Source organism: Candidatus Dependentiae bacterium (assembly GCA_016871815.1).
GTDB lineage: Bacteria > Babelota > Babeliae > Babelales.
This window is the reverse complement of sequence record VHBT01000002.1, coordinates 72,787-86,610: the sequence shown is the minus strand read 5'-3', so window position 1 is coordinate 86,610 and position 13,824 is coordinate 72,787. Positions and strand designations below refer to the sequence as shown.

Sequence of the window (13,824 nt, the reverse complement as noted above, 5' to 3'; positions counted from 1 at the left end):
TATTTGTACCTATTTGTGGTTGTGATTTTTATATTCGAGACGATTGCATAATGCACGAAAGCGCGAATCTTAAATTCGATCTATTTTTTTGTTAAGTAATTCTAAAACGCGAATTGCTTGCTCACATTCTGGCTTGTTTTTTAGCACTTGCTGGGCAAGTAGTTGAGTTTCTTCAATGTCAAAACTTTCATTTCCTGGTTCATAGAGAGCAAGTAGTGCTTCTTGAAGCTCAATATTGTATGATTCAAGTTCTGCAGCGCGATAGGTGTGAAAAAAGACGAGTTCTTTTAAGCCTTTAGGGTCTTTTCTTATCCCATTGCGTTCGCATTTAAAAGACTCTTCTGCTGTTTTTGCCATGAATGAATGCCTTTGGGAGTTTTCGCCCATTTCACGCATTAAGAACCATCCATAATCGTATGCGCATATGTTACCTAGGGTTGTAGCAATTTCAAGAAGAATTGTTTGCATTTCGATTTCACTAAGCAGCAAAAATAGTTGTCGTGTTTCGATGTAGCGACCACGCAAAACTAAATCCCTAAAGGCTGCGTGCTTGTCTTGTTGGATGGCTTGTTTAATAATTTCGGCTACAGTTATTGTTGGGGGGTTATCTTTTTCTTTATCAAAGACGATTTTTGCTGCTTGATTATTTGGCCACTGAGATAAAACAATTTGAGCAATTTCAAAAAGCTCATTGTCGGGAAGTTCTCCGTCTGGTGAAAATCCGACAAAGAAGGCGTCACCATAAAAAACTTCTATATTGGGAAAGAGTTCAATGTTTCTAAAAGCATGAGCAAGAGCAGCTTGATATGCCCCAGCTAAGTATTGGATGTCAAATTGAAGCATGAAAAAAATTAATGAGTGCCAATATGTGCTTTCGTTTATTAGGTTAAGGTAGCAAGCTAATCCATATCCGCATAAATTATAGTCGGTTGCAAGATTTGAACAAATTTTATTTAATTTAAGCTCTTCTATTGTTGATTTGCTTGAAGTTAAATAAATTTGAGTAAATTTTGAAAATTTTCCACATAGAGCTAGTTTGTACATATTGTTATATGGTTCGTTCATTTTTGTTTATCCTTAGGAATGTATTTATCCAAACGTTCTTGTGTATCAGCAATAAAAATGGATCCTATTTTTTCAACTCCTTCATGTTCACCATAGGTTACGACGACAGGTTTACGGCCAAAATATTTAAACCTACATCTGCCTGTTTGGCCTAAAATATTTCCTTCTTCTCCGGTACTCATTACATCATCGATTAGCGCGTGTGTTTTTTCCCAGGTAAGCTCACCTTCAACTACGGTTTCTAATTGATGGTTGCTTCCTTTTGATCCGTACATTAAATGATTTCTTTTTTCATCGCTTTCTTCTTTATCGATTCGATCAAGATCATTAGGCCTGCGTTCTTTAACGCCATCATCGGTTTCATTCGTAGATGTGCCTTCTGGGGCTGTGGCTTCGGATGCTTTTTCGCCTTCGCCTTCAGTTGATACAGGTGTTCTTTCAGGCTTTTCTTCATCCTGAGTTTTTTCTTTTTCTGGAATTGCAGGGGTATCATCGCCATTCGTAAATGGAGGAAGATCGTTAAAGCCCTTAGAAAAATTACACGATTGCGGCTCTGGCATAAATTTTGCCATATGCTGACCGGTGCCGCAAACAGGTCGCGTAAATTCTTTTTTTGTGGGAGGTTTTCCAAGCAGCCGAGAAAATGGCGGCTCTGGCGAGTGAGATCCGGGAAAGGGGCTTTCTGGATCTGAATCTTCTGGCTCGAAAGATGTGCCGGTTGGGAATTCTGGTGAGCTGTCGGGGGTGCAGCCGGCAAATGCCCGTGATGATTGAGCTCGTTCGGGACTCCAATCGCATTCGCATTCTGATGTTACATCAAGGGCCTGAAATTCATCGTCTGAGCAAGGAAAGAGAGAGACGACTAAAAACTTCTTACCATCAATTACATAAGCGAAATTACTTTTGGGGAAATGCGTCACCAATAGTGGCAGCTTTGGATTAAAGCTTTTTCTGTGCGATTTATTAAGCAGGGGAATTGGTATCAAGTCGCGCCAGCTTAAGTGATGAGCAGAGGCAAAGTCGGCAGCTTGGGGCGAAAATTGTATTAAACCTATTTTAAAACCGTGTTCTGCATGAGTTGTGTTAAGATCGCGCGCTTTTTTTCCAAGAATACTGTGAGCGCACAGATGATTTTTGGGGCAGAGAAATGAATTAAGTTTTAATTCTTCGGGCAGGGAAGTTTTTCTTGAGCGAAATTCTGCCATTTTTTGATTGAATTCATTAGTAAGAAGAGTCGCTCTTTTTTGTTGATATTCTTGGTAGAGATGGCGGTGTTGAGCGGACGCCCATTGTCTGTACAAATCATTGTCTTGTTCTTGAACAAAACCAGTGAGTCTAGATACTCCAACAATTGAAGGATTTTGACCGCGAGGGTGATGCACAAGAACTTTAAGGTCTTTGGTAAGGCTTCTTTTGATATAAAAATAAAAATCAAAAAAGCTGTAAGTGGAATCGCTGGTACCGTTTTTTACGGCCTGGGCGATGTGGTAAGGCGCAATCTTTTCGCGAAGGCACCACATGAGCACGTTCGGTTTAAAATGGTATCCATGAAGTACTTTGTCGTACAAGCGCAATTTAAATTGATTTTCTGGGGTTGATTTTGTGTAGCAACCGGTTTCATCGGAAAAGGTCCACAAATCGTCTACGGTGTACAAAGAGTTAAAAGAGCTTTCAAGCGTTGCAAGTTCTTTTGCATCAAGTATCACTTGTTCTTCCGGAGAGGGGGGAGCGGGCAGTCTTGGTTGTGGGCGCTCATAAACAGTCTCTTGAGAGTATGAGCGTTGGTTGTTTTTTTTAAATGATTGAAAAAGACTGATGAGTAAAAACTGTCCAGCAAGGCCAGCTGCATCAGAGAGATAATTGTTTTGTGGGCGAAAAGACTCGATAAGGGCAGCAGGGTATACAGGTTTTTCTGGGTGAGTTAAGGTGTTTAATTGTCTTGGGTAAGCTTCGCACGCAGTTTGAGAGTAATGAGGCGAAATAAACGTAGGATTTCTGGTGGCTGAATTTTCAGGAAGAGAAGGAGTTGTTTTAAAAGAATCGGTTGATTTATTCGAGCGCGACTTATCAATCTGTATTGAAGTAGCGGCTAATCCAAAGACTACGGCCAGGCCCGCAATACCCGCAAGAACGCTGTCACTCACTGCAAAGGCGATCGAAAATTCGATAAAAAAATTGTGAAGCAGCAGTTTGTTTTTTGTTGCAAAAAATAAGTGAGGGAACTCTAAATGTAAGCCATAAAAAATGGCACAATCGCGACCAGAAAGAGCACGCAGGTTTTGCAACTGTTTGTTGCTAGTTTGCGTTTGAGGGTTGATAGTTTCAAGAGCTAAAATTTGAGTTAAAGATTTATCTACATCTTCTAGCAGGTCACCAATACGCAGATCTTTTGCTTGAATAAATTGCTGTTCGGGGTCACCGTTCACTTCTGAAATTTGCTCTGGCGGGGCTCTGCTTACACGAAATAGTTGCGCGTCAGAAACAACAAAAACATCATCAGGGGTTGTGATTTTTATACGCGTGGCAATCGCATAGCGCACCACAGACCGAATCTTAGTTTGTATGTATTTTTTTGTTGCAAGATCAAATCCAACAACCTCATCTCCCGCTTTGAGGTGCTGAATTTGCACCATGCCATGAGGCGTTAGGACGAGTGTCTCGGGAGGTAATGCAGATGAAAGTTGTAAGCAAACAAGAGAAAGAAGAGCAATGAGCAGTTGGTTGCGCATGATGAAAAACCCGTAAGAATGACGTGATTTTACGCAGCAACGATAGCGCGATATTTTCTTCGTGTAAAGTGAGAATGAAGAAAGGGGAGTCTTTCGATTTCTCGAAAAACCCCCCTTAGGGTGTAAGGCTTTTTATTTGTTATGCAAGGCGCGAAAGTTTTGTTATACCTGCTTTTGCAAGTTGAGCAACAGCCTCTGAGCCCATGTGTGCAACAAGGTCTCTGACAACAGGATTATGAAGTGTTTGCTTGGTAATCTTTAAAAGATTTTCAGGACCAATTTTTTCAGCCCATTTGCTTTCTGGAGATTTCAGAGCCTGTATAATGATTGATTTTCCGATGAGCGCAAGAACGGGTACCGCAAGAGCCATAAGCCGTTTATTAGAAGAGGTTGCTAGGGCATATCCCCACCCTTTGAGTTTGGATGTGATTGTATTTTTTATGGTAGGAATTTCTTCAAGTTCTTTTGCTTTTTCAAGACCCAGAGCCTTTGCCAGAGTGAATGATGTTGGAGTTGTCAGAGTTGTTGGATTTGCTTCTACATCAACAGCTACATCTTTTGGTTCAGGTGTTTGAGCGGTCACAATATCATCAACTTCTGATTCGTGAGCAGCATCAAGAGCGTATGGGTAAAAAGTTTGTGCGCATGAAATCGGTGATTTTGGGGCACTGATTACATTATTTGCAGTAGTTGCTGCACTCAAAATAATAATGAGTAATAATTTTTTATTAACGGTGTTCATAAACCCTCCTTACTATGGTTTATTGTACGACTTTGTTTTCTCGTGTTATTTCGTAATGTACTTATTAACTGTAGCAAGATTTGATTAATGCAAAAACGGGTAGCATTCAGGGTGAAAATATTGGTTGTTTTTTTATAAAAACTGCTTAATTTGACTAACTTGTTTGATTAAAAAGACTAAAAACGGCATGTTTTTGATAAAAAGTGTTAAAAAGAGCAAAAAATGAATGATTTTAAATTGGCAGAAGTGTGGAATCGATATACAAATCGATCATTTTCTGAAAAAAATGACATTTCTGAGCAGCAGATAGAATTACTTTTTGAGGCTGCAGGCAGAGCGCCGTCATCCTTCAATGCTCAGCCCTGGCGATTTATTTATGGAGAAAAAGGTTCGCAGGTAGGAGAACAGTTATTTTCTTTGTTGAAAGAATCGAATGCAACTTGGGCGCGTAATGCATCTTGGTATGTGCTGCTTGGTGCGGTAGAAACTGTTTTGTTTAAAGGCTCAGAAATAAAAAATGATAAAGCTTTTTTTGATTCTGGGGCTGCGTGTCAAAACTTTGTTTTACAGGCAACGCATATGGGCCTTGCAACAGCTGTTATTGGTGGTTTTGATTATCAAGCCGCAGCTACATTGGTAGGAAATTATATGACTCCAGTATGTATGATTATTGTTGGTCACTTTGATGATGCAGAGCCTAAAGTGTCCACTAGAAGGGCTCTTTCGGAGATTGCTAAAAAGACATTCGAATAATGCTGTTTTCTCTATTTCTCCGATTGGCATGGGTTGACGGTTGTGGGGGTGGTCGTTAAAATTGAAAGAATGTTTATTTGCTATCTTGGGAGGATCCGCTACATGATCGAGAAAAAAAATATGCCAATCCGAGCGATAATCTTTGATATGGATGGCACAATTGTTAATACGGAAAAAGTATGGGATTTTGCGACAAAAAAACCGTTGTTTGATCGCGGAATATTAGAATTTACAGAAGAAGAAGAGATTTTTTTAGATTCATTTTCTGGGATTGGAATTGAAGACTGGGCTGTTCAGGTAAAATCGTTTTTTAAATTAGACGATCCGCATGAAATGATTGCTTCTGAAGCTGTTATGAATGCATCGCAAGGCTTTGAAGAAATAGTTCCTTTTATCGAAGGATTTGAGCGTTTTCATTCATTTGTTAAAGATTCAAATTTGGTTTTTGCAATAGCAACCAACACAGGGCGACAAGCGTTTGATGCTATTATTGAAAAAATGAATTTTAAGTATTTTTTTGGTAATCATTTGTATTGTAAGGATGATGTTGGTGGTTTAGCAAAACCAAATCCAGCACTTTTTTTATATGCGGCAGATCAACTTGGTGTTTTACCAGAAGAATGCTTGGTAATTGAGGATTCAATTTTTGGTTTTGAAGCAGCGGCTCTTGCAGGAATGCGATGCATCGCTATAAAAAATAAGCGAAATAAAGAGCATATTCATCACGCAGATTATGCCGTGCGTGATTATCATGATGCGTTTGATGTATTGGTAGATATTTTTGCCCATCAAAACGCTGCACAAAACATCGTTTCTAACGACATACAACAATTGCAGTAATTATTTTCGGTTGATGATTTGATAGTACTCGAGCAGCCTCTGTGAGGGTTGCTCCAGTCGTCATGACATCATCAACCAAGATGATTTTTTTATTAAATAATAATTCTTTATATTTTTCATCGACCGAAAAAGAGCCCTTGATATTGATTTGTCGCTCTTCTTTGCTGAGCTGGGTTTGGGGTTTTGTGCGAACTTTTTTTATGAGGCACGAAAGCATTTGGGCCCCACTAAGATCTGCGTATGTTTTTGCAAGTATTTCTGTTTGATTGAAGCCGCGTTGAAGTTTTTTAGTCCAATGAATAGGAATCGGAATAAAATAGTCAACGTCTTTGATTTCTGGCGAAAGATTCTTGAGTGTGAGCCGCGCAAGTTTTTCAAAGGTTTTTGATTGTCCTTGATTTTTTCTTAAAACAAGTGTTTTGGTGATTCCAGAATAATGAGTTAGGGCGTGTACGGTGAGTGATTTTTTTTTGGAGATTAATAGGTTTGAGCTACACACTTGTGAAAGACTTGCTGCACAGGAGTTACATAAAATTTCTTCTCTAGAAAGTAATATGTGGCATTCTGCACAAAAGCTTGGAAAGGCAAAATTGATCAGCGTGTTGAAAATTGAGCTCAGTTGACTAATCATGCAAGAATTATTCGTAAAATAAGCATACAAATGTTTGAACAAATTCCCGCAACAACATCAAGAGCGAAAATGCCAATAAGTCCAGAGAGTGCGCTTAGGTCGATTTCAGTTTTCGAAAGAATAACCTGATTTACAAGGCTTCTGGTCATATGAAAAACAATTAAGGCTAAAATGATGAACTTAAGTTGCATCGGAATGTAAAAGTAGGTAATAAGCATGCCAAGAATGCGATTTGCCGTGATGGTGTTTTGTTTTTCTGATGGAAGTGATTCGAAAACAAAATAAAGACCATATGAGAGCAATGACATAAATATCATAAAACAATTATAAAACAGATCTGGGGAAAGGTGGTATGCCGATCGTCCGAGAATAATCAGCGGAAAGGCCCCAAGAGACAGCGTGACGCCACCAAGGATTCGATTATTGTTGACATGAAATGTTGCGAATTTAAATAATGCGCTTTTTATTTTTTCAGAAGGGAAATTCATGAGAAGCCTTTTTTAAGAGTATGCAGATGCCGACGATAATGTATACATCCGCAAGATTAAAAACAGACAATCGATAGTTTCCGATAAACAGTTGAATAAAATCAATGACTGCTCCGTGAAAAAGTCTATCTACAAGATTAGAAAATCCACCAACAATAATCAGGCTCCGGCCATAAATGATCCATTTTGAGGAATATTTGCACCAATCGAGCAGCGTTTTATAAGAAAGAAAAATAAGACCAATAAACATCCCCAGGGAAAATATCCATCGCATAATTGGAGCCGAAGAAGCTCCAATACCCCAGGCAAGTCCATTATTTGCTTCAAGACCCAAAAAGAGCCAGGATTTTAGCGCTATGATGTTTTCGCTCCAAAAAAGAAGTGCACATCGTTTTGTTATTTGGTCGATTATAAAAAGAAAAAAGAAAAAAAATACACTTCTGCTCGGTCTGAAAGGGGCGTTGTTTTCTCGCATTTTTATTCTCTAAGACTTAATTTGTGTTGCTGTGCGAATGAGGTGATTTTGGACAAGATGCTATCAATATCATTCTTATCTGTTGTTTTGTCATGCGAGCTAATTTTGAGTCTAAAGGTTAGCGACCGATCTCCATTCCATTCTTTTTTGGTAAAAGAGTCGATAAGGCTCAATTCCGAAATGGATGAATCAAGGGCTTTTAGTTTAGTTGCGATAAATTCGTAAGAAACTGTTGCGGGAACCAAAAATGAAACGTCAACAGAGCTCGCTTGGTATCGAGAGATTGGCTTAAATTTAACGAGCGTTTTTTTGTTGTTTTTGAGTACGGAATAATCAAAATCAAAAATAATCGCAGAACTTTCAGGAAGGGTTCCGGTAAGTTTATTGATAATTTCTTTGCGAATAAATCCGACAAATCCAATTAATTTATTTTCGTGATAAATAGACGCTGTTTGTTCTGGGTCAAAACAGGCGTAGAGTGGTTCGCTTGAAGCCTTCCAATCAGCTGTTTTTAGATCGGCTTCATCAAGCAATCGCGAGAGAATGGTTTTTTTCTGTAAAAAATGAGCTTTGCTTCTTCGCGAGAAAAATATTCCAGAAAGACGTTGTTCTTCTTTGTATGTTTGAGCGGGTTGCAGATTCCAGGTGGCGTTAATTTCAAAAAAAGAAAGTGCATCATATTCCAAAATGTTATCTTCTACGTTTTTGAGCAACCCTGGAATAAGAGAGTCTACAAGAAGTGATTGGTTGCTAGAGACAGGGTTTACGATAGATAAACATTTTGAAGTATCAAGTCCAAGTTGCTCCGTGAATGATGAATCAAAGTACATGTAATTTTTTTGTTCGAACATGCCACCAACATTTGACAAAATTCGCTTGAGGTTTCGTTCGTGAGCATTTATCGCCATGTCGCTTGGGGCTGTTGTTCGAGAGGGAAGAGAGAGCGGGATTTTATCAAATCCGTACATGCGAGTAATTTCTTCGATGATATCTTCTCGGATGCGAATATCTTTGGATGCTCTAAAGTGAGGAACTTTAATTGTATAGGTAGTTATTTGATTTTGAGTTGCGCATGAGATTTCGAATTCTAAAGATGAGAGCATGTCTAAGATTTGTTCCTTGGAGAGGATTATTCCCATGCGAGATTCGATAAAGTGATGTTCGATCGTAATTGTTATTGGTTTATTTGGGTTATTTGCGATATTTACGATAGGACCAGAAATTACAGGATTTAATGATAGTTGTTTTGCTAAAAACATAAATCGTGCAAGAGCTTCAATTGGTTGTTCAGATGAAAGTGTTTTTTCAAAACGGGCAGAAGCGTCTGTTCGAAGATTTAATTTATGAGCTGTTTTTCTGACAGAGGTTGCATCAAAAGTTGCAAATTCTAAAACAGCGGAAGTTGTTTTTTTTGTAATTCCAGAATTTAGGCCGCCCTTGATGCCAGCAATGCAAAGGGCTTTTTCTGGCGATGCTATAACAACGTCTTGTGGAGAAAGTTTTTTTACAGAGCCATCTAAGATTGTTATTTCTTCGTCGGTTTTTGCATGTCGAACAATAATTTTGTTTTCAGCAATTTCAGCGGCATCATATGCATGGCTTGGTTGAGACCAATCAAGCATCACATAGTTGGTGAGGTCGACGATTGCGCCAAAAATTTTTGATCCAAGGCGCATTAACCGAATGCCAATAAAAAAATCAGAGGCTCTATTTTCGATTGATGAAAGATATGCCAAGACTAATCGCGAGCATTGCTCTGATTCTATTGCACCCGCAATTTTCATCGAAGAATTATGTTCTGTGTTTTCAAGTGAATCTGTGACTTGATTATGGGGCTTTAATGGTAAATTCATAAAAGCGGTAATTTCTCGAGCAAAACCACGGTGTCCCCACATGTCAGGGCGATGAGTGATTGTTTTGTTGTCAACTTCGATGATTGTGTCGTGCGTTGGGATAAGATTCCGCCATGAGCCGTCATGATATTTTTGATCCAACCAAAGAGCGGGAATAAGTGTTTCAGATTCTTGTCCCATATCTTTATATGTTGCCCAATCAAAAGATCCAGCTACTTTTTTTACAAGAAAAACAACAGAATTGGATTGATTGTTTTGTGCATCTGATCGGATAGAAAGATTGATTGTTTGATTTGTTTCTGCAATAAAAGCTTCTACGTGCTCAGAGGTTTTGTTTTTTACAACAGCTGTATACAAACTATCGTTGTCGTAAGTCATATGACAAACGCCATCAATTTCGGCAGATACTTCGTTAAAGCGCTTGATAATCTGTTCAACATTTTGATGTGACAGCGCTGCATTGATGTGATCAAAAATCCAATTCAGTGAAAGTTTCATGACGACTCATTTACGGTTTTAAGGGTTTTAAACGATTATTCTTCTGGCTTGTAAACAATAAATGAAAGTAATACGCAGCCAACAAGTGGAAGCACGCTATTCATTCGAACACTCCAGCTTGTACCAAGAGATAAGAATGAGTAAGTAGCTAATCCAACGCTTGAAATAAACCCAAAGAAGGCAATTAATTTGTCTGAGAGGCTTGGCGCTACTTGTTTATTAAGAACAGCGATTAATGATGTAATGAGTAAAACGAAAACAAGTAAGACCGTTAAATTGGTCAAATTTGCAAGAACAAGAATGTTTGGAACAAGTGTGCCAAGAGCATAAATTGTGATGAACTGTAAAATTCCAGCAAACAGTGGTCGATCGTTTTGATTGGTTATTGTTAAAATTTCGCCACCACGAATTAATTTATCTTTTGCAAGACCGTATAAGGTTGTGATGTTACCAAATGTCATGCCATTTGCGGATGAAAAGTAAGATAATTTAATTGCAAATCCAAGAAGCATAGCAACCCACAGTTTGATCGTGATTGATGAAAGTGGAAGGAATGATGCAAATCCAGTTGCTCCAAGAGTTGCCAGATTTTGACTTCCCATGAGTTTTAACAATCCAAAGTGGAACAAAACGTATAAAACTGTTGTTGATAAAAATGTTCCAACAACAGCACGCGGGCCGTTTACTTCTTTGTTTGAAAGATATTGATTTAGTGCGAGAGAATATTCAAAACCAAGGAATCCAAAGATTGCAGTTGTGAGCGCGCTTGGAAGATTTCCTAGTTTGCTTAAATCAAATACAAAATCAGAGCCGCTTGCGAATGGAATTGCGCCAATAACAATAAAAAGTGGCGCGAATTTGAGCAAAATTGCAGGTGTTTCAAAACTATTCATTACGCGAATGCTGACAAGGTTTAATGTTGCGATTAAAGCCATCGCAATTCCGTAAAATGCAAAAATATTTTGAATCAAAAAGGTTTCTGGAAATGCGGTCAAGAGAAGTGCGCGCAGAAAGCTAATGACTGCAGTAGCGGCAAATGTGTAACCAAGGTAGTACATAGAACCACTCAAAAAACCGACTGAACGACCGAGGGCTTTTTGTGCGTATGCGTAAATTCCGCCATCGTTTTCAACAAGTTGCGTAAGTCTCATGATACTTAAAACAATTGGAAGAATGACAAGGGAGACACCCCAAGCGAAAATTCCCATGTCGCCGGCTGCAGTGGTGATGATTTGAGGGGCTGCTAAAATAGCTGCGCCAACCATGATGTTCATGCCTTTTAAGATAGCATTTACCAGTGAGATTTGATTTTTTTGTTCCATTTTTTGCCTGACTAATTAACTTCAGAAAAATGCCGAACCAATTTTAACACACATATTTTTTTATAACTAGGGGAGTTGAAAATATCGTGGGGTTTGCTGCTTGAGCGAGCGCATATTTGCTTTTAGATATTCGTATGGTAAACTTCGTCCGTATTTTTGTAGCGGCTGAAAGTAAGGAGCTGTTTTATGGAATCATCAGGTAAATCGTTGTTGTTGATTGTTGTTTTGCTTGGTGCGGCTGGCGCATTTGTTGGTCGAAAACAGCTTGCAGTGTTCTTTGAAATGGGCAAATCGTCTGCTCAGTCAGCACTTATGGATAGTGAAAATGTGTCGCTGGTTCAGGGTGGCGAGATTCTTGTTGAGGCTTTTGGTAAGCCGTATGTTTCGGAAGAAGCGTTTAATAAAAAGTTAAAACAATTGTTAAAGTCATCTCAGTATACTAAAGAGATGGATCCAGAAACATTCCCTGTTGATGCCAAGGCTAAGTTTTTAAAGGATTGGGTCAATTTCCTTCTTATTAAGGATGTTTGGGGAAAAGAAAAAAATCTTGAGCAAGATGAAGCATTTAAGGCTCGTTGCGTAGAAAGTTTTGAAGCGATTAGAGATTCATTGATTATCGACACATTTGTTCAGTCACTTAAAGAAACAATTGTTGTTTCTGATGATGATGTTGCAGTCGAATATAGCTCAAATAAAGATAATTACATTAAGAGCCGTGGTGGTTCTCGTTTTGCTGTTGCGGAGTTTGCGATTAAAGCTCAGGCTCAAAAATTGCAAAGTCAGCTTTCAGGCGTTGCGGAAACTAAAGATTTTGCGGCATTGGCTGAAAATCTTGATGGCATTCCTGTTGAGATTGGGTATATCGATGGAAAAGGCTCTTCGCTTAATGCTGTGATTGGAAAGTATCCAACAGAGGTTCGTCGCTTGTTCTATGCAAAAACAGTAGATCCTGTTTCGTTGGTTTCTGAGGGCGATAGACATTATGTTGTTTTTGCAACAGAAAAAAAATCAGCAACCTATTATGAGCTTGATGAGATTGCCCCAAGAATTAAGGCTATGTTGGAAGAAAATTTACATAAAAATGCGTTAGAAAAAGCACTTGATGAAATGATGAAAAAAGCAAACGTTACTCTTCATGAAGATGTTTTTGAAAAAAAATCAAAGTCGCCAAAGCCTCGTATTATAAATAAGAAAGAATTGCAGCAACTTAATGATGAGTTGGATGGTGAGTTTGAAGAGGAAAACCCTGAAGGGCATGTTCATTAAAGAGAATTGCAGGATATGAAAAAAAACCTTTTATTTATTCTTTCAGTTTTTTTTGTTTCGTCGGTATCGGCTCGAGATCTTGTTGACTGTGTTGTTGCACGGGTTAATGATGTGGTGATTTGCAAATCTGATTTGAATGAGCCGCAGTTGATTCTTGGCGGAAGAACAAGGGATCTGGAAAGATGCATCATGGATGAGATTTTGTTGCAAAAAGCTCAGCAGAATGGCGTTGTTCCATCTCAAGAGGATGTTGAAAAAAAGGCTATCGCGTATCGTAATGGTCATGGATTTGGCTATAAAAGCGGCGAAGAATACGAGCGTTTTCTTGGTAGAGCCGGGTTGTCTTCAAAAAAAGTTGTAAATCAGATTAAAAATTCTGGTGCAGCCGCTCGAATGGAGATGCTTTTGATGCCAAAGGGAGCGGTTGTTTCTCGTGATGAAATTGTAGCTTTTTGTGAAAAAAACCCTGAACAAAAAGAGGCTTTATACTTAGTTTCTTTTTCGACAGGCTCTAAGGACTTGGTCGATGAAAATGGTCACTTGACCAAAAAGGCAGCGACTCAATGGTCGCGCTTTGACGGGTGGCTGAGCGAGTCAGAGCTTTCAAAAAGCATGAAGTTTATAACAAAAATGGAGCCAGGCCAGGTTTCAGAGCCTGTTATTCGGGGCGATAGTTTTTTTATATATCGACTTGAAGAAAAGCAAGATGCGCGACTGTTTACGATTGAAGAGCGGTATGCAGGGATTGAGCAACGGCTTTTGGAAGAGGCCAAAAAAGATAAGTTTATTGATATAAAAAAGCGATTAAGGCAAGAGGCCTGCGTTGTTTATATGTCTTAACGGGACAATCCGTTTAAGGGTGGCTTTACAAAAAAACCCTTTTCTTGGATACTTTTAACAATTAGGCAGGTCTTTAAAAAAGTAGAATTAAAGGTTAATTATGAAAAAAAGCGGAATTCATCCAGAAGTACACACAGTTGAAGCGCATTGTGTTTGTGGAAGCAAGTTCACCACAACATCAACACAAAAGAACATTTTGGTCGAAATTTGTTCCAAGTGCCACCCATTTTTTACCGGACAGCAAAAGTTTGTCGATAGCGCTGGTCGTATCGAAAGATTTGCTGCTCGTTATGCAAATGTTGGCAAAAAATAACATTTTTGA

General features: G+C 38.8%; 13 protein-coding genes. 5 read left to right on the top strand and 8 right to left on the bottom strand.

The window, feature by feature from the left end; translation table 11 throughout:
- Positions 1-69: 69 nt before the first annotated feature.
- The 3 genes from FJ366_00950 to FJ366_00940 all read right to left on the bottom strand — a co-directional run bounded on the left by FJ366_00950 (position 70) and on the right by FJ366_00940 (position 4,536).
- Entirely contained in the window at positions 70-1,065 is a 996-nt protein-coding gene (locus tag FJ366_00950; protein MBM3894153.1) for a hypothetical protein, read from the bottom strand.
- Complete coding sequence (locus tag FJ366_00945) at positions 1,062-3,794, bottom strand: hypothetical protein (protein ID MBM3894152.1); 2,733 nt, start codon at positions 3,792-3,794, stop codon at positions 1,062-1,064. Before FJ366_00945 ends, FJ366_00950 begins: the two co-directional genes overlap by 4 nt.
- Before the next feature lie 139 nt (positions 3,795-3,933).
- Positions 3,934-4,536 carry a hypothetical protein gene (locus tag FJ366_00940; GenBank protein ID MBM3894151.1) on the bottom strand — a complete coding sequence of 201 codons (603 nt, stop codon included), beginning with the start codon at positions 4,534-4,536 and terminating at the stop codon, positions 3,934-3,936.
- 222 nt (positions 4,537-4,758) lie between these two features.
- Here FJ366_00940 and FJ366_00935 point away from each other — a divergent pair, with 222 nt between their 5' ends.
- Entirely contained in the window at positions 4,759-5,289 is a 531-nt protein-coding gene (locus tag FJ366_00935) for a hypothetical protein (protein ID MBM3894150.1), read from the top strand.
- 48 nt (positions 5,290-5,337) lie between these two features.
- Positions 5,338-6,129, top strand: a complete 792-nt coding sequence (locus tag FJ366_00930) for an HAD family phosphatase (GenBank protein ID MBM3894149.1) — start codon at positions 5,338-5,340, stop codon at positions 6,127-6,129.
- Here FJ366_00930 and FJ366_00925 read toward each other — a convergent pair.
- The 5 genes from FJ366_00925 to FJ366_00905 are packed head-to-tail and all read right to left on the bottom strand — an operon-like array spanning position 6,104 to position 11,396.
- Positions 6,104-6,760: a ComF family protein gene (locus FJ366_00925; protein ID MBM3894148.1), complete on the bottom strand. Its 657-nt coding sequence runs from the start codon at positions 6,758-6,760 to the stop codon at positions 6,104-6,106. The genes FJ366_00930 and FJ366_00925 overlap by 26 nt on opposite strands.
- A complete protein-coding gene (locus FJ366_00920) occupies positions 6,757-7,248 on the bottom strand; it encodes a hypothetical protein (protein ID MBM3894147.1) in 492 nt (163 codons plus the stop codon). Before FJ366_00920 ends, FJ366_00925 begins: the two co-directional genes overlap by 4 nt.
- A complete protein-coding gene (locus FJ366_00915) occupies positions 7,232-7,723 on the bottom strand; it encodes a hypothetical protein (protein ID MBM3894146.1) in 492 nt (163 codons plus the stop codon). The genes FJ366_00920 and FJ366_00915 overlap by 17 nt, the downstream gene beginning before the upstream one ends.
- A gap of 2 nt (positions 7,724-7,725) precedes the next feature.
- Complete coding sequence (locus FJ366_00910) at positions 7,726-10,074, bottom strand: phenylalanine--tRNA ligase subunit beta (GenBank protein MBM3894145.1); 2,349 nt, start codon at positions 10,072-10,074, stop codon at positions 7,726-7,728.
- A gap of 35 nt (positions 10,075-10,109) precedes the next feature.
- The gene (locus FJ366_00905) at positions 10,110-11,396 is read right to left on the bottom strand and encodes an APC family permease (GenBank protein MBM3894144.1); all 1,287 of its coding nucleotides are present in this window, start codon (positions 11,394-11,396) and stop codon (positions 10,110-10,112) included.
- Between the two features lie 186 nt (positions 11,397-11,582).
- Here FJ366_00905 and FJ366_00900 point away from each other — a divergent pair, with 186 nt between their 5' ends.
- From FJ366_00900 to rpmE, 3 genes are all read left to right on the top strand, one after another.
- Positions 11,583-12,662: a hypothetical protein gene (locus tag FJ366_00900; protein ID MBM3894143.1), complete on the top strand. Its 1,080-nt coding sequence runs from the start codon at positions 11,583-11,585 to the stop codon at positions 12,660-12,662.
- A 15-nt stretch (positions 12,663-12,677) separates the two neighbouring features.
- A complete protein-coding gene (locus FJ366_00895; protein ID MBM3894142.1) occupies positions 12,678-13,502 on the top strand; it encodes a peptidyl-prolyl cis-trans isomerase in 825 nt (274 codons plus the stop codon).
- A gap of 100 nt (positions 13,503-13,602) precedes the next feature.
- The gene (rpmE, locus tag FJ366_00890; GenBank protein MBM3894141.1) at positions 13,603-13,815 is read left to right on the top strand and encodes a 50S ribosomal protein L31; all 213 of its coding nucleotides are present in this window, start codon (positions 13,603-13,605) and stop codon (positions 13,813-13,815) included.
- Positions 13,816-13,824: the final 9 nt, after the last annotated feature.